Origin of the sequence: Chitinophaga filiformis, from assembly GCF_900102545.1 — a bacterium.
Taxonomy (GTDB): domain Bacteria; phylum Bacteroidota; class Bacteroidia; order Chitinophagales; family Chitinophagaceae; genus Chitinophaga; species Chitinophaga filiformis.
Genome location: NZ_FNBN01000001.1, coordinates 260,753 through 285,188, shown reverse-complemented (window position 1 = coordinate 285,188; position 24,436 = coordinate 260,753). Strand labels below are relative to the sequence as shown.

Below are 24,436 nucleotides of genomic sequence, written 5' to 3'. Positions count from 1 at the left end.
CTTCTATCCGCTTTTGCCGCACGATTAAATAACACTATTTTTAGAATTACTAATAATTTTCATTGTAAAAAGCCATGTAAATGGAGAAATCTGACAGATCAATTCACAATATTTGTACTGCTTCTATTAAAAGACATACGATGAAACCGTATGACTTTAAATGGACAAGGTTTTATGAAGAAGATACAGGTTTCAATAATTCGTTTCCAGAGATAGTAATTGAGCTGTCTGACAATGAATTGGTAATTTGTTCAACTGTAATTGATGAAGATAATTTCAGTGTCTTGACGTCCAGAAAGCTGATTACAAAAGAAAGTGGAGTGTTATTGTCTGGCAGGATGAATGGTGCTGAAGATAGACGATACGGAGATTTCAAGGGGTATCGAAGTGGGCCTTTTACTTTTGGTTTGGTTCAATTAAGTAATGGGGAGGAATTAAAATATTTTATTGAAACAGGCAGAGCTTCAATGGTCATGATTTATGGTGTAAGAACGAGAATTGGTATGACGAATGCGTAGGCATACAAAATACATCTTCAAATATAATCGCTAAAGTGTGATGATAATAGTACAAGTTCGCTAAATTGCATAAACAAACCCTATCGTATGTTGTTAACGTATAACCCGTATATTGTTTTGTTTTCTTATCTCCAGGATTTTTTTCAATCAGTCTATTTCTCCTCCTGTGAATTATTGAAGTCAGATATGATAGCTGTGCTACACGGTTATTATTAAAAAATGTGTACTTCTATTGACAAAATAACGCGTTCATTGAATAAATGAACGGGAGCAGGGTTCTTTTGCTGCACAGATATTTATTAACCATAAACATTTATCAATGAAAGCATGTGCAGGAATTTTCAGGCATGTTTGGGCGGGAGCCCTTTTTCTCGTGTTCTTCAGTTGCAAGAAAAGTATGATAGAAGATCAGGCGGATCTTACATTAAAATCCAATAAGCAGGCCAGTGCAGGAACGTTAACAAGTCCTACTGTATATGTAGCAGGAACCCAGGATAACCAGGCTGTATATTGGAAAGATGACGGCACCGGTATAGTAACAACTGTTTTGCCCGGAGGAACACAAGCTACCGGCATACAGGTGGTGGGAGGTGATGTATACGTTTCCGGAATTTCGTATGATCTCTCAACTGGCGACGCGGTGGGAATGTATTGGCACAATGGAAATGCCTTTACGCTTCCCAGGAGTAATTTAACAGGAGATGTTTGGACCAGTGGTATTACTGTGTCAGCAACTGGTGATGTGTACATTACAGGGTACATAGGCCGTTATGTAGAAACGGCGGTGTATTGGTTAAATGGAGTGCTTAATATCTTGCCTGGTGGCGAACTAACTGGGCAGGCAGTTGTGGCCTCGAATGGCGACGTTTATGTGCCAAATCCGGATTATAGGTCATACTGGAAAAATGGCAACTTAAACACTTTGAACACGCTTCCAGGCTACGCTTATTACAATGCACTCGGGCTTGCCGTGGACGGTACAGATGTATATGTAGTTGGCAGCACGCTGTTGGGTGCCGACACCGGTAAGGTCGCCATGTACTGGAAGAATAACGCGCCTATAGCACTTACCCCGAATACTGCTTATTACGAGGCGAGGGATGTCGCAGTCTATAACGGTATTGCATATGTTTCAGGATCTGGCGGACGTAATTCAAAAGAAGAGCGTGTTGGGATCTGGATTAATGGAATTCCAGGATTTACGCGATGGGGCACTAAGCCGTTCAGTGGCTCAGCGAGGATAGATATAAATGCAGGTGATATTTATGTTTGCGGAGGCGAATGGGAAGATGCCAGCCATTCGAAGGCGAAATACTGGATGAATGGTAATGTCACTAATTTAACTGATGGTTCAGTACAAGCGTATGCTATGGATATTGATGTAGTGCAGTAGGAATTGTTTAGATGTATGTACTATTTGTAGGGGCTGACCAGTGTTAGCCCCTTATTCTTTGTAGTTTTGTTTATCTGTTTCACTGGACCAATCGTTTTTTTATTTTTTGGCCCTGTCCTTTACCGGTATGGCCAATTTAAGGCCGGACCAGATTTCATCTATCGCACAAACTTTAATGTCAACAAGACCATTGCTTAGCGCAAGGTTCCGGATCACGTCTTCAGTAACATCAGTGGAGATCTTTGATGCCTTCTTGGGCCAGGAGATCCATATCATCCCATTGGTTTGGATTTCTTTCTTTAATAAGGGTATATCTCTGCGCAGATCGTCTGCTTGCCTCGTAAAATAATGAATAAGGTTTTTGGCTGTTGTCGTATCATCGAGTATCTGGATGTTGAGAGGCATGTCCTCAAACAGATCAAAATAATATGTTGGTTGACCCACTAGGCGAATTATGAATCCGTCTTTGATGCCCAATTTTTTAGCCAGTGGTGTTGCTGAGTATCCTGCTGTATTCATAGTATATCAAAATAGCCAGTAGTTATGAACATACATTTAATTACAGTAATGGTTCAAGAGTATCAAAGTTCAGGATATCAAAGGCTGAAGCGATCATGAAAGCAACAATCGAAAGCGTTATTTTACCTGATCTGTTCATCGACCAATTTTCTCAGTTCAGCATATTTTTCCTGCCGACCGTCAGTTTTCAGATAAAAGGCCATCAAAAACGCACAGTATCCCTTGCTGTTGTCAATCCAGGGGTAACTGCCAAAAAGCCCCGGACTGCTGACCCAACCACTGCCCATGATCCACTCCCCGTAACCATACCCTACACCTGTGGCTTCCGCGGGCGTATAGGCTACTTTGACATCAGGGGTGATTCTGTTTACTTGCATCGCGGCTATACTTTTTTCCGATAAAATCCTTTTCCCATGGAAGACGCCCTTGTTTAAAATCATGGTTAAAAAGTGGATATAATCTTCGGGTGTGCTGCTGGCCCCGCCTGCAGGTAGGGCTACTGCGCCATATCCAAAATCCGTGTTTTTCATTCCCAGCGGCCCGGCGATGCGCTCGGCAAACAACGTCTCAAAGCGCTTGCCGGTGATCTTTTCGAGTATTGCACCGGCGATTTGCAGACCGGTATTGCTATAGCGAAAGACTGTTCCCGGAAGTCCCTCTATAGGATAGGCGCCGATCTGGGCGATCACCTCATCCATATTATTTGCTTGCCGCTTCTCTTTCAGGTCTTCTTTTAAATCCGGGGACAGGATACCTGTCATATGGGACAGGCAATCTCCGATCGTAATGCCGCCTTTCCCGTTTTTTGAAAGTACAGGAAGGAATTTCCCAACTGTATCGTTTAACCGTATTTTGCCTTCATCCACAAAAGTCATCACCAGCGCTGCACTCAACCATTTGCTGCAACTGGCAATGGGTTGTTTTGTCGTTTCGGTATAGTCGCCTAAATCCGGTTCCGCTCCCTTCCTTTTAGCGATCAGCCTGACCAGCATCTGCTGTCTGCCATTCATTTCATTGACCGCATGGCTATAAATCACCTTCCCATCTTTATAGACCACCAGTATCAGTCTGCCTCCCATTTCACTGGCATGGGCGTCAAGCCAATGATCTACCTGGGAAAATGGTTGTTGGGTGTAGGCAGCGCGAAATGCGAACAGCACCATCAGCAGTAAAACTATCTTTTTCATCGTTTTGTTCTGAAACGGTTATTTGCAATGGGCTATTCTTGGATTATACAGCACACTGCTGCATTTAAATTCATATTTATCCTGGCTGTATTTTGCGACGGGATTATCTGTGACTTCGAGCGGTGCCATAAACTGCCCATTATATCCAGGCATGGTAACCTGCTCGACTGAACCATTTCCCAGTGCCATATTTTTTCCCGCTGCGCTGTTATTGAAACTATAATCAATCAGCGCATCCAGCAAACGATAAACCCCATAATAGTCATATGCATCGTAGGCAGTACGGGTGTTGGGCAGCGTATGGTCCGTAGCATATTTATAGCCGGCCACCGTTGAAGATTTCAGGTAATAGTAGTCCTTTTCAGCATTAGAAATATTGATGTTCTTAAAGATATCTATTGCCATTCGATGATCGTTATAAACATCTTCATCATAGACCTGGGTGATCATCTTCGTATTGGCAGGAAAGCTGGCGAGTTGGTCGGAGGTGATCTGGTAACTATACCAGGGCGCCATCGTAAAGAGGAAGCGTCCGTCCTTCCCCCAGCCTTTTTCGGTGAAAGCTTTATAGGACAGACCGATCGAAGCACCCCCACCGAAGGAATGCCCCATAAAGGCCACTTTCCTGGTATCTATAATGCCTGGGTAATCAGCAGCGGCCTTAGTGAAACCGGTCCACAAGGTCAGATAACGATGGTCTATGGTACTGTCGTTGGTGGCATAAGGAACGAATACAACCACATAACCTTTTTTGGCAATGAATTCGAACAATCCCCTGTTATACTCTTTGCTCTCGCCACCATAGGGATGCGAGTAGAAGATGGTTGGCCGGGGTGAGGTAATGCCTGATGGATAAAATACAGTGACTTTGGTGCCTGGATATTCGGTGTTAGGGAAATCGATCTCTGATACTGCATAAGTACCATCGGCACCATATCCTGAGGAGGGACGGGAAATCGGTCCTGCCAGGTCATCATCGGCCAGTTCTGCCGGGGATCCATCTGTACTTTTAGAACAACCGCCTGAGAAGATGAAGGCTAGTATGCATAGGCTGAATAATATCGTTCTCATTTTTCTTTTTTATTGATACATTAATGCTGATATCCGGAAACCAGTCTGGTTACTGTTCCTTCCTCCTTTCTTTTATTTGTGCCTTCATCTCATCCTGGAAAACCTGGTATTGTCTGAACTGCCCGGCGGTGAGAATCTTTTTAAGCTCCGCTTCCTTTTCTTTTTGCGATGACTTGAGCTGTTTGAACTTAGAAAACTTACTGTCGTCACTTTTAATGACCGGTTCATTTTTTAAGGCATATTTCAGGTTGATAGCCTCAACCTGCTCTAGCTGTACGGAGTCCAGGCCCAGCTTACTTTTCATTATTGCTGTCTGGAACTTTGCCCTTTCCTGCGGCGTCTTATCCTGCATTGCAGAACCATGTTGCGCTATAACCAGCTGACCGAACAGCATAAATAACAGGGTCAGTGCCACGGCTATGCCCTTTGTGGTGTTGTTACTTTTCATATTTGTCGATTTTGCTTTTTTTAGATCCGGTATAGGCCGATATCATTTTTCATTTCCTGTTCTTTTGTTTGTATTGGCCTCATTGCATAGTACAAAATTGGTCAAAATAAGATTTCAACCCCTGACAAACCCGGTGAAATGGAAAAACCAGGGGGTGAATTGACCTAGCTGTTCATCCATTTTTTAAATTCAACAGACTTAGCTTTACTGATAATAATATGCTCGTCCGGCTGTGGTTTTACTTTGACCAGTAAGCGCCCGTTGAAATAAAACTCTGCCTCGATTATAGCATTACGATTGAGTATAAACTGGCGACTTACCCTCAGAAATAATGTTGGGTCCAGTTGTTGTTCCAACTGCTCCATGGTTGACTCTATAATATACTGCTTGTCATCGATGGTGCGGAGATAAACCACTTCATTTGCGGTATAGAACCAGGCTATTTTAGCTGTTTCCAATGGGATCAGTTTATCCCGGTAATGCACCAGGAAGGATTTTTTATAGGATTTGGTCAGGTTGCCAATTTGTGCCAATAGTTCGACCAGCGCCGGTCCGTCAGGCCTTTCAGCAGCGCCGGTCCAGTTTTTATATTTGTCCAATGCGCTTTTGATCTCATCGGGGTCAAATGGTTTGAGGATATAGTCAATGCCGTTGTTCTTGAAGGCAGTAATCGCGTAATCATTGAAGGCAGTCACGAAAACAACAGGACGGGACATCGTTGTGTGCTTGAAAATATCAAATGAAAGGCCATCTGCCAGACGGATATCCATAAAGATCAGATCATAGAAGTCAGGATGGTCATTGAACCATGTGACTGCATCGGACACGGCCCCCAACGTTTTAACAACAGTGATGTGCTGGTCTGCTTCATTTAAAATATGGATCAGACTGCGGGCGGTAGCTGCTTCATCCTCCACGACCACGATACGGATATTTTTCATTGTTTTAAAGGGAGTTTTACGATAAAGTATGTTTCAGACCGGTTGATCTCAATTTCCTGGTGCATCATGATCCTGAAACGTTCATTCAGGTTGGCAAGGCCTATTCCATTGCTCGCTTCCGGTGTTGGTATTTCCCAAAGGCTGTTACTGAAAATAAGTTGATTGTCCTTTGCCTCAATCGCTACTTGTAATGGTCTTTCAGTTGTCGCTGCATTATGTTTGACTGCATTTTCAAGCAGGGGCTGCAACGATAGATGGGGTATTTTAACCGGCAGGTATACATCGGCAATATTGATAGTGAGCTCAAACGCATCCTCCAGCCGCATGGAAATAAGTTTTGCAAACGATCTGAGCATCGTCAGTTCATCGGCAAGGGGGACCAGATCCGTATGAGATCCTACCAATGCATACCGAAAAACAGCAGACATGTCACGGATGTATTTTTGAGCCTGCTCAGGATTCTCACGGACTACCGCCGAAAGACTGCTCAGGGAATTGAACAGGAAATGCGGGTTCATCTGCTCTTTTAATAATTGCAGCTCCGAGACCAGATAAGCATTTTTCAATTGCTGATTTTCGGCTGTCATGCTCCTGGAATTACGCATCAGCAATATGATCTTTATGATGATGGCCGTCAGTATAGCACTGAATGACAATCGGAAAAATGCTCCCGAGAATATTAGTCTAGGCAGTTGATGACCAGGGAAAAACAAACGTTGTAATACCGTACCTGTTATCAATAAAACACAAAAAGCAAGGAAATTAAAGGTAACATAGGAGTAATACTTCCTTCTTTCTCTGTAAGATGACAACCCTTTCCCCTTGCGCAGGTTAATATTAAAAAGAAGGGCGCAAAAAATCATGTTAAATGCAAACTGGAATAGAAGCTCAAAGGGATTAAAATGCCAGTAACGAGCCATCACTCCATTCTCGCGCAAAGAGAAAAGCTTTGGTGAATTTACCATCAGGGAGATCAGCAGAGAACTGTAACCGCAAATACGGTGCTCATTTTTATCCATTGTTAAACTTACTCAAAATTTGATATTTCCGGGATGGTTCATCCGTCAACTCAATAAATCAGGAGGTGAGATGCAATATTTCAACGGTCAGTTTGACGGCATCTTAAAGTTAAAAGGGGGCTATACTAATTCAACTTTCTACTCTCATTGACAACATACCGCCGGAAGCGGGTGACTGCGCGTTTAAAGTCGGTGTTCTGTTCAGCATAATCAGCAATCTTACAGCGCGTTTAATCCTACCAACGTCCAAGTTCTGGCAGCAAGAAGTTGGCGCTTAGACGTTAGTGGAGTGGAACAGAAAGTTGCGCAATAAAGTTTACTTGACTTCCATACAATACAATGGATATTACACCCGAGTGTATACGACAATCTCCTTTTCTTAATTAATAATCTAAACTATTTCTTCGGAAACAGCTCCCCTGGGTCCACCTCCAGGGCCCAAATCAATTTTATTACTGTGGATAAACGAATATCTTTCTGTCCTTTTTCAACCTTGGCTATATGCTTACTATCCATTTCAGCAAGATGTCCAAGTGCTTCTAAGGTTAACCCGAGCTCTTTTCTTTTCTGCCGTAGGTTTGTTCCAAATTTTATTAATTCGATTTTCTCCATTTAGCAAAGTCAAAAACTTTTTTTGAGAAAAAAGGGGTATCATCGTACTACTTTTTCGATGATTTATGTATGTTTGTATTCAGAATGATATGCATGTTTATAGCAATAGCATAGATTGGTATGAAGCATTCTGTTTAGCTACATCAGGGGAAGTTTAGAGGATTTCACGTGTTTGCACGGAAATATGAATATACTTGAATTAACCTGTTGCATAGGCTTCTTATCCACAGCGCCAAGGGGAACCTTTGTGGAAGTTCCCTAACTATGGTAAGGTACGGTTGTCAATGTTCAATAAAGTAATGGAATGCAAAAATTAGCCAACACAAAGACCAATAATCCTGGAGCTATCAGTTGAAAATCGTTCATCGATTCTTCAAGTCGTTAACCTCCACAAACCATTTTTAATTCATACAAAAGCATTAAAACCGTCGGGTAAATCCCGGCCCGGCATCTCATTGCCACTAAAAATCAAAAGCCATGATAAACCAAAACAAATCACCATTAGAAGTACTAACACAGTACGCCGATTGTTTCGAAGACGCCAACGAAACAAAATCAAAGTTGGATCTCCTGTTAGACACTGCAATGTCTTGCACAGATGCCGACGACTGGTCGGCAGACGAACGTGCGAATCTTATTTTCTTCTGTCGCCAAACGCAGCTTTTGTTAACTACAATCTTCCAACTCACCGAGCCATTAAAGAATTTCTCTAACTTCTTAAATCCATCACAACATGAGACGATCTGACATTTTCAAAACGCTTACCGCTTGTATTATAATGAGCAATGAAAAGCAGCGCAGCGTCATTATCAGAAAGTTGAGGGATGTAGGTATCAAGCAGTTCCTGCGTTATTCATCTTTCAAAGAAGCAGCCGCTGATTTTACTAAGTACTACAGTGTTGCATGCCCTGACTTTATAGTAGCCAACAGCACTCCAGAGAGCGATGCATTTTCAGGCAATCCGTTGGCTGATCTGCCGTTATTAGTGCTGGCAAAAGGAGTCAATGAGGAAAGCGAATTGAAACTAACAATCATGAATATGTTTAAACGGAAATTCAAAATCTGTTAAGATGTTTATACCAACACAGAGGAAAAAAAGGCCAACATCAAAATGTTTCATGATTGGTAGAGGATTCCCTCGGCGTAGGCCCAAAGGGAAGGCATTTACTAACATGGTCAAACATGATATCAGGACAATGGCATTATCTATTAAGTCCGACTTGAAGCGCCTCGAAAATGAGTATGCGAAAATGATAAATGCTGTTGAGTTTTCCATATATGAGAAACTCGTTGGTGTAGCCTTTAAGGCAAGAGCACTGGAACAATTTATTCTGGATAGTAAGATTCCATCAGATGAAATGATTGCAATTACCGATACATCCTCTGTTAGGATCAGTAGAATATGTGTGAATGCACTACGTGAAGTAGTTTCATTCGCCTGGGAATTGCCAATGAATTATACAGAAGCAGTTGCTAACATAGTAGCCGACGAAAGTCCTGTCCACTGGTCAAAAATTAATAAGTATATGCCAATAGATAAGCCACGCAATTTGCTGGACGACTTATATTATAAGCTGTCCAGCGCACCAATGTATTTCCGTGAAGAAGTTTGCCAGTCCTGTGGTTGGTCGCTAAATACTTTTTTCGGCAGAAAAGCTAACCGCATTAGACTACGCAAAAGGAGAGTATTGGATCAGCCTTTGACAGATGCAGAAGCTGAAAAAATTATCTCAATATTCAAAGAGGGAATTATTCCAGCTTTGCTGAATACATGTGAGACATGGGAACAGAATTTAAATGCGCGGAGAAAGGAAATCACACTAAAATGAATAAGGATCGTAAGAGAACGGGACTGAATACAACTTCGGTCTCGTTCTTAATCTCTTTCAAAAAATCTATCTACAATTATCACAAGATTGGTAAACCTGTTTCCGATACCCTTAAAATGGCTGGACTAAAAAAGAGAATTCAATTATTTGGCTCCTTGCATGTTATAGGAAAAGGAAAAATGGATTACCCGATTTTTACCTAACCGATGTAACAGTGTCAAAAAAAGTTTTGTTTGCAGATGGCCCTACTCAATATTATGATACAATGAGGGCTCCTTATGGAGAAAAGGCAGTTAGATTGGATGTTCCTATGGGTTGGTATAGCCAGTAACCCTTGGAATAGAAGACTTATCTTATTTTTGAAATAACCTTTTACCGGTTGTTTTAAAATGGCAAGAAAATACATTGATGAGATTATTAAAAAGGAAGGCGAGCTACTGGAATCATTTATAGAAAGAAGCCAGGATGATTTTTCTTTAGAAAAAGTATGATTATTACTACTGCTGTCAAGATATAATTGTTCTACTGGAAGAAGATTTTAAAGAATACTGGTTCTTGCATTATGTATGTGATCCTAGAACGGAAGATCATCATCTGAATTTTCTATTGATGGTTCAAATAGCTTATTAATGAGCGTTTCATTACGCTTAGTTGCTCTCTCTAGTAGAGTGGAATATTTCAGGACTTCAGTATACAGAGCTCCGTCAAAGTTCTTAAATTCGCCAACTATACGCTTGAATGGTCGATAAGAAAAATTAAAATGTCCAGCATTAACAAAATCTGAATCGGTGAACTTCATGTCTAAAGGTTCAAGAGTTTCTCCAATCAGATATCCATAGAATGTTTTAAAAGGAAATTCAGACTTGGTTAAGTTTAGGATAAGACTCGCATAATAAAAGACATCTGCCAGGTGATCTGTGACATCTGTATCCGGGGTTTTGAATTCAAGTATAATGCATTTTTCCTCGGCGGGGAAAAGCAACACATCTGGACGTTTGTCAAGCCGTTTCTGGCCATTAGCATGGATAAATCGCTGCTCGTCTGTCGTAAAACGTTCTTTGAATATTCGCTGGCCGTCAATCGTAACATCTTTCAACTTCATTTCAGAAACGCCTTTAAACAAAACGAAATCTTCATTTAACACCCAAAGATCGCTTTGATCTGAGGATGTGGTTCTTTGTGTAAATAATAGATTATGAAGCAAGCTTTCATCTTCATTTCTCTTAGCGTTCTGCACTGTGAGTTTACGTTGTAGGACTTTATCAAATATTTCGAGCACTAAGCGTCGTCTCGCTACGTAGTGTGTTAGTGCTGCGCGATTTTGATGAGGAATTTCCCGAGATAGCATACTTGCAATCTGGCCAAGCCGAATGTCGTAATCATTTGTTCTTGGATCAAGATGTTCAAGTTGATCAATGCTGTTTTTAAGTTGCGCGTCAATTGTTGCTGCTTTCTTAGATTCTTCTCTATAAACTTTTTTTAAAATATCCTCCTCCGTGTCGTTAATAGATATATTTAACCTAAATAAATAATTCTCATCTAATAAAAACATTTCTTTTAAATCGGCGATTCTCTGATAACGTTCTTCGGCTTTGTGTGAAAGCTGCTCATACATGTTCACGACAGTCGAGTTTGCAGTATCTTCTATATCTTCAAGAAAAATGACTTCCTGTTCGTCAAACAAGGTGGCATCTGTATCTCTACGGGGTATGTTGAGTTGTCCGCGAATATTGCTGTCCTGGTTATTGATGTATTCACTAGAAATTAGGAATAGGAACCTATTATTCTCCAAGTGATCATCGGCAGATATACTGTTAAGAGATAACCTGAAGCCGTCGTCTTCTACAATTTCACCTTTACTCGTTAAAGCTAGTATATTCTTAGAAAGTTTATTTTTTGGAATTTTGAAAGCATGTAGGGTGAAGTTTTCCACCTTTTCAATATTCTGAAACTCACCTTCCCTTCGAATTTTATAGTTTAAAGCAAACTCACGTTTAGAATCCTCAGCCGGTATATCCTCTTTTGTGATAGTAAGCGTTTCTTCCAATTTATCAGAATAAGCTTCTAATATAATATTAGGTAATTTATCGCGATGAGCACAGAAATATTGGATATACCGGTGCAGTAGTAATTCTTTATAACCAGGGAGTGGCATATTAAAGGTGCTGTGATCTTTCTCGACCAGCAAATGGGATAAAGTCAAGGTGGTTCGACGGGGTACTGAGACCGTCTCCGAATAAGAATCTAAGAACACTATGGCGTTCTCTTTAAGAAATGGTTTGCTCTTGCCCAAGTGGAACTGACGTCGCTTAAACTTATCTCCATCTTGATATATACTATCGAACTGTACTGTGGAGAACGAATGCAACAACTGTATTCTTCCAGACCCTTTATTGTGATAGCCCTTTCGATCATCTTTGAACGTGAGAAAGCGCCGGAATTCATCGTCGTTGAAACCTATGCCAGTATCTTGAATAACGATTTTATTCATTATTTTCTCTTGCGCAAGGTCAGAAACATAATGTATTTGTAACCGCACTTCCTCTTTAGTGGGGTCTGTTTTCAATTGTGCAATAGCTTCCAGAGCATTTGTGAAAGCCTCAAACAATGGTTGTAAAGTGTTACCACTTTTTTTCACTTCTCCTAGAACAGCTGGATAATGTAGCCCTTGATTTGTTTGGAATCCAAGTTTGTTTAACTCCATATTGCTTATGAATGAATTCTAAAGATATGAATTGTAAGTATTGGTGTCGCAACATTATTGAATTAGTATTGTAATCCGATTTTTAGCAGGAGTAGTGGATTACGTTGCTTACATGCAGAATGAGAAATAGAGGCGGCATTATCTATCATAAAACCCTGAAATTGGATTCGCACCAGTTAGAAGGGATAATGAAGACGGCATATAAAAATTCTCCAAAAGCAAAAAAGCTCCAAGTCTTTAAACTTGAAGCTTTTAAAATTTTGTGACCCCTCAGGGACTCGAACCCTGGACCTACTGATTAAGAGTCAGTAGCTCTAACCAGCTGAGCTAAGGAGTCTTTTTCCGCTATTGCGGGTTGCAAATTTAACACCTTGTTTTCTATTTCACAAAACTTCTTTAACTTAAATAAAAAAAATCGGGTTTGTACACCCGGAAAAGGAGAAAAGGAATGGAAACAGCATATATAGTAGCCGGCTTTAGAACCGCCGTAGGCAAAGCCAAACGGGGCGGCTTCCGCTTTTACCGGCCTGATGACCTGGCCGTGGATGTAATTACCGGTTTGTTGAAGAGCGTACCCCAGCTCGACCCAAAGAGGGTAGATGACCTGATCGTGGGCAACGCAGTGCCCGAAGCAGAACAGGGATTACAGATCGGCAGGATGATATCCGTACGGGCCTTGGGCATAGAAGTTCCCGGTATGACGGTGAACCGTTACTGTGCCTCCGGACTGGAAACCATCGCCATCGCCACTGCTAAGATCCAGTCAGGAATGGCGCATTGTATCATAGCAGGAGGGACGGAGAGCATGAGCCTCGTACCCGTAGCCGGCTGGAAGACGGTGCCCAATTACACTGTAGCCAGTACAACACCGGAGTATTACCTGGGTATGGGATTGACCGCAGAAGCGGTAGCGCGCGAGTATAACGTCACCAGGGAAGACCAGGACGCCTTCGCCTACAGGTCTCACCAGAATGCCTTGAAAGCTATCCAGAACGGCTACTTTAAAGAAGGTATCCTCCCGATAGCAGTCAACGAAGTATACGTAGATGAAAAGGGCCGTAAACAGACCCGTACATATACAGTAGATACCGACGAAGGCCCAAGAGCAGATACCTCTCCCGAAGCACTCGCTAAACTAAAACCGGTATTCGCCGCCGGCGGTAGTGTCACCGCAGGTAACTCCTCCCAGACATCAGACGGCGCTGCCTTTGTTATCGTGATGAGCGAAACCATGGTAAAAGAACTGAACCTGCAGCCTATCGGCCGACTGGTAGCCTGTGCGTCAGCAGGGGTACACCCGCGTATCATGGGTATCGGACCAGTGGCAGCCGTTCCAAAAGCACTGCAGCAGGCAGGTAAGTCATTGAACGATATCAGCCTGGTAGAACTGAACGAAGCCTTCGCCTCCCAGTCAGTAGCCGTGATCCGTGAACTGGGTATGGATCCCGACACAGTGAATATCAACGGTGGAGCGATCGCATTAGGACATCCGTTAGGTTGTACCGGCGCTAAGCTGACAGTACAGATACTCAGTGATCTGAAACGTTTGAATAAGCAATACGGCATCGTCACCGCCTGCGTGGGCGGCGGACAAGGAATTGCCGGCGTGATTGAAAGATTATAGTAAGGACTATATAATGAGTAGGGGTTGACTAATCAGATGGTAGTCAATCCCTTTTCTTTTGAGTATTGCGTAACAAATAAAATAATCTGCTTGAATTAAAGTTTTTATTAATTTGGACCCGTAAATGGGACCTGTGTAAAAGCCTACGTTAATCATTTTTCCCTATATATCAATACAACCATATCATAACTATCTATGGATCGCAGACAATTCCTTTCGCTTCCTGCTAAACGCCAGCAAACAGCAGTCCAGGCGAAGACTACTGGCTTTCGTACTGACTCTGGCATTACAGCATATACGGGAGAATTCGAGACCGCCCAGGTTGTACACCTGCTGAAACGCACCATGTTTGGTTCCACATTGGAAGATGTGGCATGGGCGAAAGGTCTGGGTATGGACGCTGCAGTAGATGCATTGATCGATACCATTACCCCTGTCACCACACAACCAGTGAATACATACGGAGAAGACGAAACTGGTATCGCTCCCGGCGCTACCTGGGTAAACTCTGCTCCCCCTCCTGAAGAAGGTGACCTCGACAGGAAAAGATGGTCTTCCTATAAAGCATGGTGGCTGAAAGTGATGATCGACCAGTCACGCAGTATCCAGGAAAAAATGGTGCTCTTCTGGCATAACCATTTCGCAACAGAAATGGACATGATCAATGATGCCCGTTATGTATACAAGCACAACGTCATGCTGAGAAATAACGCCACCGGCAATTTCAAGGCACTGACCAAAGCCGTTACCCTCGATCCCGCAATGCTCAAATACCTGAACGGCTATCTGAACGGAAAAGAAAGCCCGGATGAAAACTATGGCCGTGAGCTGCATGAGCTGTTCACCGTAGGTAAAGGTCCCGATTCAGCTTATACAGAAGAAGACGTAAGAACCACCGCTACCGTGCTGACAGGTTACAGGATTAATCCGGTGACGATAGACTACTACTTCGACTCTACACAGCACGTAATCACCAACAAGGAATTCTCAAGTTTTTATAATAGCGCAAAGATCACCGGTAAAACAGGAGCCGAAGGCGCCAGTGAACTGGATGATCTGCTGAACATCATTTTCGCTCAACCGGAAGTAGCAAAGTTCATCTGCCGTAAACTGTACCGCTTCTTCGTTTATTACCTGATAGACGATGCAGTTGAACAGAATGTGATCACCCCACTGGCAGAGATCTTCCGTGCTAATAAATATGACCTGAAGCCGGTACTCAAGGCGCTGTTCAAGAGTGAGCACTTCTACGATCCGCTGAATATGTCAGCGCTCATCAAGAGCCCTATTGAGTTTGCAGTAGGCCTGGTACGTGAATTCGGTATAGAATTCCCGACAGACTATATGGCGGAACACGAATCCCTGGATGCTATCCGCCGTCATTGCGCCAGCATGCTGCAGGACATCGGAGATCCTCCTCAGGTAGCAGGATGGGAAGCCTACCGCCTGGCGCCACAGTTCCATGAGATCTGGATCAATACAGACACCCTGCCTAAGCGTAACCTGATGACAGACTCAATCATCAGTACCGGCGGTTTCGGTGGCGTGAAGATCGATGTGCTGGCTTTCACAGAAAAACTCTCAGATCCATCCAATCCTGTTACCCTGATCAAGGATGCACTGGATCTCTTATACCGTATCGAATTATCTGACGCATCAAAGGCGAGAATAAAGAATGTCATCCTGCTCAGTGGCCAAAGCCCTGACAGCGACTACTATTGGACAGATGCCTGGAATACCTGGAAATCCAATCCTACAGCCGCTAACCGCAATATCGTGGAAAGCCGCCTCCATACACTGTACAAGTACCTGATGAATTTATCTGAATATCAATTAGCCTGATCTTAGAAAGACCTATAAACTATGAAACGCAGAGATTTTCTTAAATATACCGCCCCGGCAACGGTCCTGCCAACCTTTATAAACGGATTTTCCGTAAAGGCTTTCGGTGCTTCATCGCTGCTGAATGCGTTGCAGAAATCTGCAGAAGATAATGACCACGTGTTAGTGATGATCCAGATGATCGGTGGTAATGATGGTCTGAATATGATAGTTCCGCTGGATGTATACGCGGATTATCAGAATGCCCGTAAAAATATCGCGATCCCCGAAGGAGCGGTATTGCCACTGGCCAACAATATTAAAACAGGTTTTCACCCTGCTATGACAGGTCTCCAGGACCTGTACGATAACGGTAAAGTGTGCGTGATCCAGAGCGTAGGTTATCCTTCTCCGGACTATTCCCACTTCCGCGCAATGGATATCTGGATGAGCGGTTCCGATCAGAATCAGATCCTCGAAACCGGTTGGGCAGGCCGTTACCTGGAAACACAATTCCCAGGCTTCCCCGATTCCTATGAAGGCGCTGAACCACTCGCTATCCAGATCGGTTCCCTCACTTCTCCGGTATTCCAGGGAAATGATGCGAATATGTCAGTAGCTATCTCCAGCTCCACGGATTTCTATAACCTGATTGAAGATATCACAGACCCTGTTCCGAATACCCACGCAGGTGTTGAGCTGGAATATGTACGTCTGATCGCCAAACAATCCAACAAATTTGCTGACGCCATCAAAAAGGCCGCTGCGAATGTTACTTCACAGAGCCCTTATCCTGACAACAGGCTGGCAGAACAGCTCAAAATAGTTGCGCGCCTCGTAGCAGGTGGTCTGAAGACCCGCCTCTACATGGTAACGCACGCCTTCTTCGATACACACGCCAACCAGACACAAGCCGGAGACACCACCAAAGGTGATCACGCAGTGCTCCTGGGACAACTGTCTGATTCCATCAAGGCATTTATGGACGACCTCACCAAACTCAAAGCTTCCCGCCGCGTAGTGGGTATGACCTTCTCTGAGTTCGGCCGTCGTATCAAATCCAACGGTAGTATGGGTACCGACCACGGTGCAGCCGCGCCGATGATCGTATTCGGCGACTATGTACTGCAAGGTGTACTCGGATCTTCCCCTGACATCCCTACAGAAACCAATGTGGCCGACAACATGCCTATGCAGTACGACTTCCGTTCTGTATACGCGTCCCTGCTGGAACAATGGTTCTGCGTGGACAATGCCACACTGCAGACGATCCTCTTCAAAGATTACCAGCGCTTACCTATCGTAAGTGGCATCGCCTGCGGTACACTGACCAGCATTGACGATGTGAACAACGGTAGTAATAACCTGATCACCAACTACCCGAATCCGTTCGTGACCACCACCACCCTGAAGTATAAAACCAGGGGCGGACACACCATGATTCAGGTCTTCGATACCATGGGACGTCTTGTAGCAACACCTGTAAACAAGATCCAGCCTGCCGGCGAATACAGCATCACCTTCGATAGCGGTAACCTCGCTGCCGGTATCTTCTACGCACGTCTCCAGAACGGCGTATATCAGCATGTAAGATCTATGCTGAAAGTAAAGTATTAATAATCAGTACCTAATAATCAGTACATAATAATCAGCACGGAAAATATCCCGAAGAGGGCGCCTTAAAAATTGAGGCGTCCTCTTTTCATTCGGACACCTGATATCCCTCTCTCTTTCTTTTTCTCCGTCTCCATCTCTGTCTCTGTCTACTTCTGCTTCTACTTCTACTGCTCCATCTCCTCCTTCTTCTCTCTCTCTCTCTCTCTTTTTCTCCGTCTCCATCTCTGTCTCTGTCTACTTCTGCTTCTACTTCTACTGCTCCATCTCCTCCTCCTTCTCTCTCTCTCTCTCTTTTTCTCCGTCTCCATCTCTGTCTCTGTCTACTTCTGCTTCTACTTCTACTGCTCCATCTCCTCCTTCTTCTCTCTCTCTCTCTCTTTTTCTCCGTCTCCATCTCTGTCTCTGTCTACTTCTGCTTCTACTTCTACTGCTCCATCTCCTCCTTCTTCTCTTTCTCTTTCTCTTTCTCCATCTTCTCCTTCTGCTTCTCTTCCTTCTCCTACTTCTCTTACTTCTTCTCCTTCTTCTCCATCTCCATCTCCTCCTTCTGCTTCTCCTCCTTCTTCTCCTTCTCCTCTTTCGCCTGATAAACTAGTCGCCCCAACTAGTAATAGGAACGCGCAAGTAGCACGCGGTTTCAGATGGGAATGTCGGGCCTTCGGCTCTCCGGCAACACGACCGATGCAGCCCAATTCTTATTCATACCTCTATTCGCTTGACAACGCTCAATAGCATTCCAGACAGGAGAGGCGCCGACCGACATCCCATACTGAAACCGAAGCTACTTAGCGTGAAACGACACCAATAAGACACCGCCCCCACCAACTATCAGCTTTTTTGCTCATCCATACACCATGAGCAACATTGTTGCATTTATTCCCTACCTTTGTACTCGTTCAAACTCATGATCTGAAGCAAAAGGTATTATACAGGATATTGGCTATCATGCTGTTGGGGGTATTTATCTTTAATACCACCCCGCGGGCATTCATACACCAGTTTTTCCCCCATCATGATACCGAAGATGAAGCACCGGTAACTAAAAACGGTCCCGCCCTGTCCGTTAAACACGTGCATTGCGGTTTCCTGCAGATAGAACCGGAACCTTATGTACATACCACTACATTTTATCATGTACTGGTAAAAGAAATCACCTGGCATTACACCATCCCGGTTATCCCGGTTATTGAATACCTACCTTACAGGACACTTTCCCCTCGTGCGCCCCCGGCAATAGATCTCGTTTAGTTTACTCTCTATGAAAGGGCATCCGCCCGTATTGTTACTATATAGCAACACCGCGTTGCTGTATAGATAATTGTCTATAAACAAATCTTTCTATGCACTATTTACGTGTCTTCATTATAGTTTTAGTTACCAGCTTGCTTACATACACCCTTGGCTTTGCATCAATAAAGAATGACGATGCCGGTAATTCGCTGAAAGGAACAGTGACTGATAAGTCTTCCCATAGTCCTTTACCCGGTGCTACTATCTATTTGCCAGACCTGCACGTCGGCGCTTCTGCCAACGCACAGGGTGAATATGAAATCAATAACCTGCCTAAAGGTAAATTCCTGGTGGAGGTGCACTATATAGGTTACGCCGCATTCACCGAAACGGTGCAGATCAACGGCGCTACCCAAAAGGATTTCGTGCTGTCAGAAACACTGCTGGAGAAAAATGAGGTAGTGATCACCGGTGTGAACATGGCCACTACATTGAAAAAAACACCTACGCCGGTAAGTGTGGTAAGAAGGGATTACCTGGATGCCAACATCTCTACCAATATCATTGATGCCATTGCCAAACTGCCGGGTGTAAGTCAGCTGACTACCGGACCAGCCATCTCCAAACCCTTTATCCGCGGTCTGGGATATAATCGCGTAGTAGTGGTAGGCGACGGTGTTCGCCAGGAAGGACAGCAGTGGGGGGATGAACACGGTATCGAGATCGATGATTACAATGTAAGCAAGGTGGAAGTGCTGAAAGGCCCCGCTTCTCTGGTATATGGTTCCGATGCATTGGCAGGTGTTGTGAATATTGTACCTCCCGGCAATGTGCCTGCTGGCCAGGTAAAAGGTAATGTAGCGGCCAACTACCTCACTAACAACGGACAGATATCCTACCATGCAGATATCACTGGAACCACTAAAGGAGGCCTGAGCTGGAGTGCTTTCGGTACACAGAAATTTGCCCACGATTATAAGAATAAATACGACGGTTATGTATTCAACTCCAAATTCAAAAACACCAACTACGGTGGTAGCCTGGGGCTGAACAAACAATGGGGTTCCTCTATTCTCCGCTTTACTTCCTTCAACCAGGAATTAGGACTGGTAGAAGGCGATCGTAATGAGAACGGACAATTCATCAAACCAGTTAACAATAATGGTGTAGAAGATGAAGCAGTAGCTACCAATGATGATTTTAAATCTTATAGTATCGGTGTTCCCCGCCAAAAGATTACACACAACAAACTGGTATGGGATAACAATCTGTACCTGCACAATGGCGGCCGATTGGCACTGACCCTCGGCTATCAGTGGAATCGCCGTAAAGAGCTGGGTAATGTATTAGCACCAGATGAACCAGATCTGTTACTAAAGTTAAACACCTTCAACTACGGACTGAAATACTACCTCCCGGAAATGAATGGCTGGCAGACTACCATCGGCGTGAATGGCATGCAGCAAAAGAACAATATCGGTGGAGAAGAATTCCTGATCCCATCGTACGATCTATTCGATGCCGGTGTATTCGCAGTAACCAGCAAAACCTTTGATAAGCTGACACTAAGCGGCGGCTTGCGTTTCGATAACCGTCATATGAATATTAAAGGATTGCAATTAGGTAGTGAAACCAAGTTCGCTTCCTTCGATCGTGACTTCTCCAACATATCCGGTAGCGCAGGATTAAGCTACGCTGTAAGTCAGCAGGTAACCCTGAAACTGAATGCCGCCCGCGGTTTCCGTGCACCAAATATTTCAGAACTGGCAGCCAACGGTGTACATGAAGGCACGATCAAATACGAATATGGCAACGAAAACTTAAAGCCTGAAGTAAGCACACAAGGCGACCTGGGACTGGAATTCAACTCGCAACACGTGTCCCTTACAGCTGGTGTGTTCTACAATCACATCAGTAACTTCATCTTCGCCCGTAAACTGGTAAATGCAGCTGGTGCAGACTCCATCCCTGCTACTGATAATGATGAAGGCTATTCAGCGTTCAAATATCAGCAGAACACGGCTAACCTGTATGGTGGTGAATTAATGCTGGACATCCATCCGCATCCGATCGACTGGCTCCATTTCGAGAACACATTCTCTTACGTACGTTCTTCTATCTCCAATAGTACTGACTCTACGAAATATCTGCCTAATATCCCCGCAGCACGCTGGCTTTCTGAACTGAAAGGGAAGTTTAAGAAGGTAGGAGGCGTGATGCAGAATGCATACGTAGGCGTACAACTGGACAGAACATTCGCACAGAATGATATCTTCTCCGCATATCAGACAGAAACCGCTACTCCGGGATATACTTTGTTAAACGCAGGTGTCGGTACTGATTTCGTGAATAAAAAGAATGGTAAGACCTTGTTCTCCCTGCACCTGGCAGCTAACAACCTGACAGACGTAGCTTACCAGAATCACCTCAGCCGCCTGAAATATGCTCCTGAGAATGAAGTAACAGGTAGAGTAGGCGTATTCAATATGGGTAGGACTTTCAGTATGAAAGTATCTATTCCGATCGATTTCAAGTGATCAGTTACTAAATCATAAAGCAGGGTGTATCATAAGTAACTCGATGGCTCTGAGAATTTCTTATACGGAAATTCTCTCCATTAGGTACCCGAATAAATTTGGGTAAAAGTTATTTATGAGACAGCCCTGTTTTCATTCGTATACCTGATAGAGCCAGATAGTCATTTAGACAATTCTCAACGCCTAATTTTACTTTTGAGTCTTCCTCATTCGTATACCTGATGGGCGCAGGTAGTTATTTAAGCGATTCTGAGGACCTTCGTTTATTTTTGATCATCCTCGTTGCTGTTTATGGGCAACTCTGCCTCAATGCACTGATCAGTGATCTGTCATAATTCAACAGTACCGGTTTATCCGGATCCACAGTAATATCTTCCAGCTTTTCGTTAGCCTTATCCAGTCGCAGCCAGCCAATAGTAGCTTCATGATCTTTCTCACTGGAAAACAGCTGCAGGAATAGTTTACTCTTCTCCTGCCGGTCTATCCTCACTTTTATATTCTCTTTCTTCGCAAGGTCTGATTTGAAGTCAGAGCTTTGTATAATGTCCGTAATTGCTTTATAACACTCAGGAGGGTAGGGGCCAGCCTGTGGTTTCAATACTTCTGTGGGTGGCTTTTTGGGGGAGGTCTCCACAGTTTGTTGCTTTGCCGGCGCCTCATCAGTGACGGCGGTCACGCTGTTGCTGTCAGCCTTTGTTTCCGTTTGCTCCGAGGCTGCTATACAGCTGCTCAGCAAAGAAATGGTGGCTATGTACAGTAGGTGATTGAATTGCATGAGCGATCTTTTGGAGAGATATCGCAAAAGTCATGCAATGAATTCGGGTATAAATGAAAAGAGCCTGCATCAAAAGTATGATACAGGCTCTTTTTATTCGGGTACCCGATGGAATCAGGTAGTCATTTAAACGATTCTGAAGACGCTCGTTTATTTTTGATATGTCCTCTTTCTATTCGGATACCGGATAGAGCCGGTTAGTCATCTAAGAGATTCTCAGGACGTTCGTTTATTTTTGATACGTCCTCTCCTTTTATTTTTGCTCCGGCAAATCTGCCGTGCTTTCATCGTAATACACAAAGAAGTAGAGATATATGACCCTGCTGATGCGCATCAGCCATGGCTGCAACAATATCAGCAGAACCCCATTCACGCCCAGCCAGATAAAGACACTGTTATCCGCCCACGATAAGTCAAACAATACCCAGTAAGCGATCAGTGTTGCCACTGAAAAGGCTACCCCTAAAGCATAACTGACATATCCGGTGCCAAACCAGAAGCCTGTTTCCAGTTCGTATTTCTGTCCGCATACAGGACAGCGTTCATGCATATCGAACGTCTTTCTAAGGTTGGTATATGCATTTTTTGTCTTAAACATATCTCCTTTGCGGCAATGCGGACATTTCATAGATAGCATGCTCAGGAAGTAGTTTGGTCGCTTATTGCTCATGGGCGCAAAGATAAATTATCTCTCAGCAATCTGTAACCTTTCTCCAATTTGTTGTCTCCACATGGCATAATACAATCCCTTTTCTTCAAGTAAACTATCGTGTGTACCGGTTTCAATAATACGGCCTCTTTCCAGTACATAGATCCTGTCGGCATGCATAATAGTGGATAAGCGGTGTGCGATCATAACAGTAATATGCTCCCTTGTAGAAGTAATATCACGTACCGTATTGGAAATAGATTCTTCCGTAATGGAATCCAGCGCAGATGTTGCCTCGTCAAATACCAGCAGTCGCGGACGGCGTAACAGAGCACGGGCAATAGATAAACGCTGTTTTTCACCACCGGATATCTTCATACCGCCTTCCCCGATCACTGAGTTCAGGCCATTGTCTGCTCTCTCCAGCAAGGTATCACAGCTGGCCTGTTTCATTACCTGAAGGATCTCTTCATCCGTAGCCTGCGGATTCACGAACAACAGGTTCTCTTTGATAGATCCGGAGAACAGCTGGGTATCCTGTGTCACGAAACCGATCTGGTATCTCAGCTCCTCGATATCGATCTTGCCGCTATTCACCCCGTTGTAAGCAATAGAGCCTTCCTGCGGTGAATAAAGCCCTACCAGCAATTTCACCAGGGTCGTCTTACCGGAACCCGATGGCCCCACAAAAGCGATTGTTTCACCTACATTGACATTGAAATTGATGCCGTCCAGCGCCTTGGAAGTGGCAGTCTGGTGTTTGAAACCTACATTGTTGAACGTCAGCTTGTCAATACGGTTGATCCTGATCGGATCTACCGGAGTAGGTTCCACCGGTGTATTCATGATCCGCTCGAAGTTCAGCAGCGATACCTGTGCCTCACGGTAAGCCAGGATGATATTTCCTAACTCCTGTAAAGGCCCGAAAATGAAGAAGGAGTACAGCTGAAGTGTAAACATCTGTCCTACGCTCACAGTGTCCCTGTAAATCATAAAGAGGAGCAGGAACAGGATGGTCTGGCGCAGGAAGTTCACGAAAGTACCCTGTATAAAGCTGATACTACGTACGCTACGCACCTTCTTAAGTTCCAGCATCAGGATACGGATAGTAGTTGAATTCAACCTGCCAATCTCCTGGTGCGTCAATCCAAGGCTTTTTACCAGCTCAATGTTGCGGAGGGACTCTGTAGTAGCGCCTGCCAGCATGGTCGTTTCCTTAACGATGGTCTTCTGGATGGTCTTGATCTTCTTGCTCAGTACATTGATCAGCCACCCGAGTATCAGGCTGCCGCCGAAATATACGAACACCAGGCTCCAGTGTACGCTGAAAGCATAGACCATCACAAAGATGACCCCGATGAGGGCCACGAACAGCACATTCACAAAGGACGTGATGAATTTCTCGCTGTCAGTCCTCACTTTCTGTAGCACAGCCAGCGTTTCCCCACTTCTCTGATCCTCAAATTGCTGATAAGGAAGTCTTAAGGAATGGCGGAGGCCGTCAGTGTAGATCCTGGCCCCGAACTTCTGGATGATCACATTTACAAAGTAATCCTGGAAGGCTTTTGCAATACGGGACACCATGGCTACCCCTATTGATGCCAGCAGCCAAAAGATAACACCTTGTACATAATCGGATTGCGGACGCGGAAGTCCCTTAGCTGTCGTATGCGGATGATTCGCAAAAAGGTCTACGATCCTGCCGAATATATAGGGATCCAGCAGGGAGAATACCTGGTTAATAGTAGCTAATAACAACGCCAGTCCTATCAACCATTTGTAACTTTTCAGATAATATAAGAACAATTTCATGATACTAATAACGGTCTAGATGGCAAAGGTAATTAATATTGATGTTGCAACATGTTTGACCTGCTCCAGTAGCAAAAAATAGAGTAACTTAATACTCAGAATCGGTCACAGCTTATTGAGCACCAGCTAA

General features: G+C 44.0%; 22 protein-coding genes and 1 tRNA gene. 9 read left to right on the top strand and 14 right to left on the bottom strand.

Annotation, left to right across the window (positions count from 1 at the left end; translation table 11 throughout):
* Nucleotides 1–80 precede the first annotated feature (80 nt).
* A complete protein-coding gene (locus BLR32_RS01175) occupies nt 81–518 on the top strand; it encodes a hypothetical protein (protein WP_143011319.1) in 438 nt (145 codons plus the stop codon).
* Between the two features lie 319 nt (nt 519–837).
* Nucleotides 838–1,911 carry a hypothetical protein gene (locus tag BLR32_RS01170; RefSeq protein WP_089828409.1) on the top strand — a complete coding sequence of 358 codons (1,074 nt, stop codon included), beginning with the start codon at nt 838–840 and terminating at the stop codon, nt 1,909–1,911.
* 99 nt (nt 1,912–2,010) lie between these two features.
* On the opposite strand, the gene BLR32_RS01165 is transcribed toward BLR32_RS01170, so the two are convergent.
* From BLR32_RS01165 to BLR32_RS01135, 7 genes are all read right to left on the bottom strand, one after another.
* Nucleotides 2,011–2,430: a DUF3052 family protein gene (locus BLR32_RS01165; protein WP_089828408.1), complete on the bottom strand. Its 420-nt coding sequence runs from the start codon at nt 2,428–2,430 to the stop codon at nt 2,011–2,013.
* Nucleotides 2,431–2,552: 122 nt separating this feature from the next.
* A complete protein-coding gene (locus BLR32_RS01160) occupies nt 2,553–3,617 on the bottom strand; it encodes a serine hydrolase domain-containing protein (RefSeq protein WP_089828407.1) in 1,065 nt (354 codons plus the stop codon).
* 18 nt (nt 3,618–3,635) lie between these two features.
* On the bottom strand, nt 3,636–4,688 hold the full coding sequence (locus BLR32_RS01155; protein WP_089828406.1) for an alpha/beta hydrolase: 1,053 nt from the start codon (nt 4,686–4,688) through the stop codon (nt 3,636–3,638).
* Nucleotides 4,689–4,737: 49 nt separating this feature from the next.
* Nucleotides 4,738–5,136: a hypothetical protein gene (locus BLR32_RS01150; protein ID WP_089828405.1), complete on the bottom strand. Its 399-nt coding sequence runs from the start codon at nt 5,134–5,136 to the stop codon at nt 4,738–4,740.
* 164 nt (nt 5,137–5,300) lie between these two features.
* Nucleotides 5,301–6,077, bottom strand: a complete 777-nt coding sequence (locus BLR32_RS01145; RefSeq protein ID WP_089828404.1) for a LytR/AlgR family response regulator transcription factor — start codon at nt 6,075–6,077, stop codon at nt 5,301–5,303.
* Nucleotides 6,074–6,664, bottom strand: a complete 591-nt coding sequence (locus BLR32_RS34225; RefSeq protein WP_218124130.1) for a sensor histidine kinase — start codon at nt 6,662–6,664, stop codon at nt 6,074–6,076. The genes BLR32_RS01145 and BLR32_RS34225 overlap by 4 nt, the downstream gene beginning before the upstream one ends.
* 828 nt (nt 6,665–7,492) lie before the next feature.
* Nucleotides 7,493–7,708 (bottom strand): helix-turn-helix domain-containing protein, encoded by a 216-nt coding sequence (locus BLR32_RS01135; RefSeq protein WP_089828402.1) that lies wholly within the window; start codon nt 7,706–7,708, stop codon nt 7,493–7,495.
* Between the two features lie 733 nt (nt 7,709–8,441).
* Between BLR32_RS01135 and BLR32_RS01125 the strand changes: the two genes are divergently transcribed.
* Nucleotides 8,442–8,777, top strand: coding sequence for a hypothetical protein (locus tag BLR32_RS01125; protein WP_143011318.1), 336 nt, complete (start codon nt 8,442–8,444; stop codon nt 8,775–8,777).
* Between the two features lie 127 nt (nt 8,778–8,904).
* A complete protein-coding gene (locus BLR32_RS01120; protein ID WP_143011317.1) occupies nt 8,905–9,537 on the top strand; it encodes a hypothetical protein in 633 nt (210 codons plus the stop codon).
* Between the two features lie 574 nt (nt 9,538–10,111).
* On the opposite strand, the gene BLR32_RS01110 is transcribed toward BLR32_RS01120, so the two are convergent.
* Entirely contained in the window at nt 10,112–12,241 is a 2,130-nt protein-coding gene (locus tag BLR32_RS01110; RefSeq protein ID WP_089828397.1) for an ATP-binding protein, read from the bottom strand.
* 263 nt (nt 12,242–12,504) lie between these two features.
* Nucleotides 12,505–12,578 (bottom strand) — tRNA-Lys (locus BLR32_RS01105).
* Between the two features lie 111 nt (nt 12,579–12,689).
* Between BLR32_RS01105 and BLR32_RS01100 the strand changes: the two genes are divergently transcribed.
* The 3 genes from BLR32_RS01100 (at nt 12,690) to BLR32_RS01090 (ending at nt 17,303) form a co-directional block, all read left to right on the top strand.
* Complete coding sequence (locus BLR32_RS01100) at nt 12,690–13,865, top strand: thiolase family protein (protein ID WP_089828396.1); 1,176 nt, start codon at nt 12,690–12,692, stop codon at nt 13,863–13,865.
* Nucleotides 13,866–14,060: 195 nt separating this feature from the next.
* Nucleotides 14,061–15,707 carry a DUF1800 domain-containing protein gene (locus tag BLR32_RS01095; protein ID WP_089828395.1) on the top strand — a complete coding sequence of 549 codons (1,647 nt, stop codon included), beginning with the start codon at nt 14,061–14,063 and terminating at the stop codon, nt 15,705–15,707.
* 21 nt (nt 15,708–15,728) lie between these two features.
* Nucleotides 15,729–17,303: a DUF1501 domain-containing protein gene (locus tag BLR32_RS01090; protein ID WP_089828394.1), complete on the top strand. Its 1,575-nt coding sequence runs from the start codon at nt 15,729–15,731 to the stop codon at nt 17,301–17,303.
* 3 nt (nt 17,304–17,306) lie between these two features.
* Here the strand turns inward: BLR32_RS01090 and BLR32_RS33695 are convergent, their stop codons facing one another.
* On the bottom strand, nt 17,307–17,525 hold the full coding sequence (locus BLR32_RS33695) for a hypothetical protein (protein WP_143011316.1): 219 nt from the start codon (nt 17,523–17,525) through the stop codon (nt 17,307–17,309).
* 116 nt (nt 17,526–17,641) lie between these two features.
* Nucleotides 17,642–17,995 (bottom strand): hypothetical protein, encoded by a 354-nt coding sequence (locus BLR32_RS33905; protein WP_176842118.1) that lies wholly within the window; start codon nt 17,993–17,995, stop codon nt 17,642–17,644.
* A gap of 172 nt (nt 17,996–18,167) precedes the next feature.
* Here BLR32_RS33905 and BLR32_RS01080 point away from each other — a divergent pair, with 172 nt between their 5' ends.
* Together BLR32_RS01080 and BLR32_RS01075 are read left to right on the top strand one after the other, a co-directional pair.
* Nucleotides 18,168–18,551 carry a hypothetical protein gene (locus BLR32_RS01080; RefSeq protein ID WP_143011315.1) on the top strand — a complete coding sequence of 128 codons (384 nt, stop codon included), beginning with the start codon at nt 18,168–18,170 and terminating at the stop codon, nt 18,549–18,551.
* A 92-nt stretch (nt 18,552–18,643) separates the two neighbouring features.
* Nucleotides 18,644–21,070 carry a TonB-dependent receptor gene (locus BLR32_RS01075; protein ID WP_089828392.1) on the top strand — a complete coding sequence of 809 codons (2,427 nt, stop codon included), beginning with the start codon at nt 18,644–18,646 and terminating at the stop codon, nt 21,068–21,070.
* A 289-nt stretch (nt 21,071–21,359) separates the two neighbouring features.
* On the opposite strand, the gene BLR32_RS01070 is transcribed toward BLR32_RS01075, so the two are convergent.
* The 3 genes from BLR32_RS01070 to BLR32_RS01060 form a co-directional block, all read right to left on the bottom strand.
* Nucleotides 21,360–21,845, bottom strand: a complete 486-nt coding sequence (locus BLR32_RS01070; protein ID WP_089828391.1) for a hypothetical protein — start codon at nt 21,843–21,845, stop codon at nt 21,360–21,362.
* 253 nt (nt 21,846–22,098) lie between these two features.
* Nucleotides 22,099–22,515 (bottom strand): DUF983 domain-containing protein, encoded by a 417-nt coding sequence (locus tag BLR32_RS01065; protein ID WP_089828390.1) that lies wholly within the window; start codon nt 22,513–22,515, stop codon nt 22,099–22,101.
* 15 nt (nt 22,516–22,530) lie between these two features.
* Nucleotides 22,531–24,306, bottom strand: coding sequence for an ABC transporter ATP-binding protein (locus BLR32_RS01060; RefSeq protein WP_089828389.1), 1,776 nt, complete (start codon nt 24,304–24,306; stop codon nt 22,531–22,533).
* Between the last annotated feature and the right edge of the window lie 130 nt (nt 24,307–24,436).

What these genes read in the sequence shown, in the direction of transcription:
- BLR32_RS01110 (WP_089828397.1), bottom strand. Translation starts at nt 12,241, where the DNA reads ATGGAGTTAAACAAACTTGGATTCCAAACAAATCAAGGGCTACATTAT.
- BLR32_RS34225 (WP_218124130.1), bottom strand. Translation starts at nt 6,664, where the DNA reads ATGACAGCCGAAAATCAGCAATTGAAAAATGCTTATCTGGTCTCGGAG.
- BLR32_RS01120 (WP_143011317.1), top strand. Translation starts at nt 8,905, where the DNA reads ATGGCATTATCTATTAAGTCCGACTTGAAGCGCCTCGAAAATGAGTAT.
- BLR32_RS01070 (WP_089828391.1), bottom strand. Translation starts at nt 21,845, where the DNA reads ATGCAATTCAATCACCTACTGTACATAGCCACCATTTCTTTGCTGAGC.
- BLR32_RS01095 (WP_089828395.1), top strand. Translation starts at nt 14,061, where the DNA reads ATGGATCGCAGACAATTCCTTTCGCTTCCTGCTAAACGCCAGCAAACA.
- BLR32_RS01100 (WP_089828396.1), top strand. Translation starts at nt 12,690, where the DNA reads ATGGAAACAGCATATATAGTAGCCGGCTTTAGAACCGCCGTAGGCAAA.
- BLR32_RS01060 (WP_089828389.1), bottom strand. Translation starts at nt 24,306, where the DNA reads ATGAAATTGTTCTTATATTATCTGAAAAGTTACAAATGGTTGATAGGA.
- BLR32_RS33695 (WP_143011316.1), bottom strand. Translation starts at nt 17,525, where the DNA reads ATGGAGACGGAGAAAAAGAGAGAGAGAGAGAGAGAAGAAGGAGGAGAT.
- BLR32_RS01150 (WP_089828405.1), bottom strand. Translation starts at nt 5,136, where the DNA reads ATGAAAAGTAACAACACCACAAAGGGCATAGCCGTGGCACTGACCCTG.
- BLR32_RS01075 (WP_089828392.1), top strand. Translation starts at nt 18,644, where the DNA reads ATGCACTATTTACGTGTCTTCATTATAGTTTTAGTTACCAGCTTGCTT.
- BLR32_RS01175 (WP_143011319.1), top strand. Translation starts at nt 81, where the DNA reads ATGGAGAAATCTGACAGATCAATTCACAATATTTGTACTGCTTCTATT.
- BLR32_RS01165 (WP_089828408.1), bottom strand. Translation starts at nt 2,430, where the DNA reads ATGAATACAGCAGGATACTCAGCAACACCACTGGCTAAAAAATTGGGC.
- BLR32_RS01145 (WP_089828404.1), bottom strand. Translation starts at nt 6,077, where the DNA reads ATGAAAAATATCCGTATCGTGGTCGTGGAGGATGAAGCAGCTACCGCC.
- BLR32_RS01160 (WP_089828407.1), bottom strand. Translation starts at nt 3,617, where the DNA reads ATGAAAAAGATAGTTTTACTGCTGATGGTGCTGTTCGCATTTCGCGCT.
- BLR32_RS01170 (WP_089828409.1), top strand. Translation starts at nt 838, where the DNA reads ATGAAAGCATGTGCAGGAATTTTCAGGCATGTTTGGGCGGGAGCCCTT.
- BLR32_RS01155 (WP_089828406.1), bottom strand. Translation starts at nt 4,688, where the DNA reads ATGAGAACGATATTATTCAGCCTATGCATACTAGCCTTCATCTTCTCA.
- BLR32_RS01065 (WP_089828390.1), bottom strand. Translation starts at nt 22,515, where the DNA reads ATGAGCAATAAGCGACCAAACTACTTCCTGAGCATGCTATCTATGAAA.
- BLR32_RS01090 (WP_089828394.1), top strand. Translation starts at nt 15,729, where the DNA reads ATGAAACGCAGAGATTTTCTTAAATATACCGCCCCGGCAACGGTCCTG.
- BLR32_RS01135 (WP_089828402.1), bottom strand. Translation starts at nt 7,708, where the DNA reads ATGGAGAAAATCGAATTAATAAAATTTGGAACAAACCTACGGCAGAAA.
- BLR32_RS01125 (WP_143011318.1), top strand. Translation starts at nt 8,442, where the DNA reads ATGAGACGATCTGACATTTTCAAAACGCTTACCGCTTGTATTATAATG.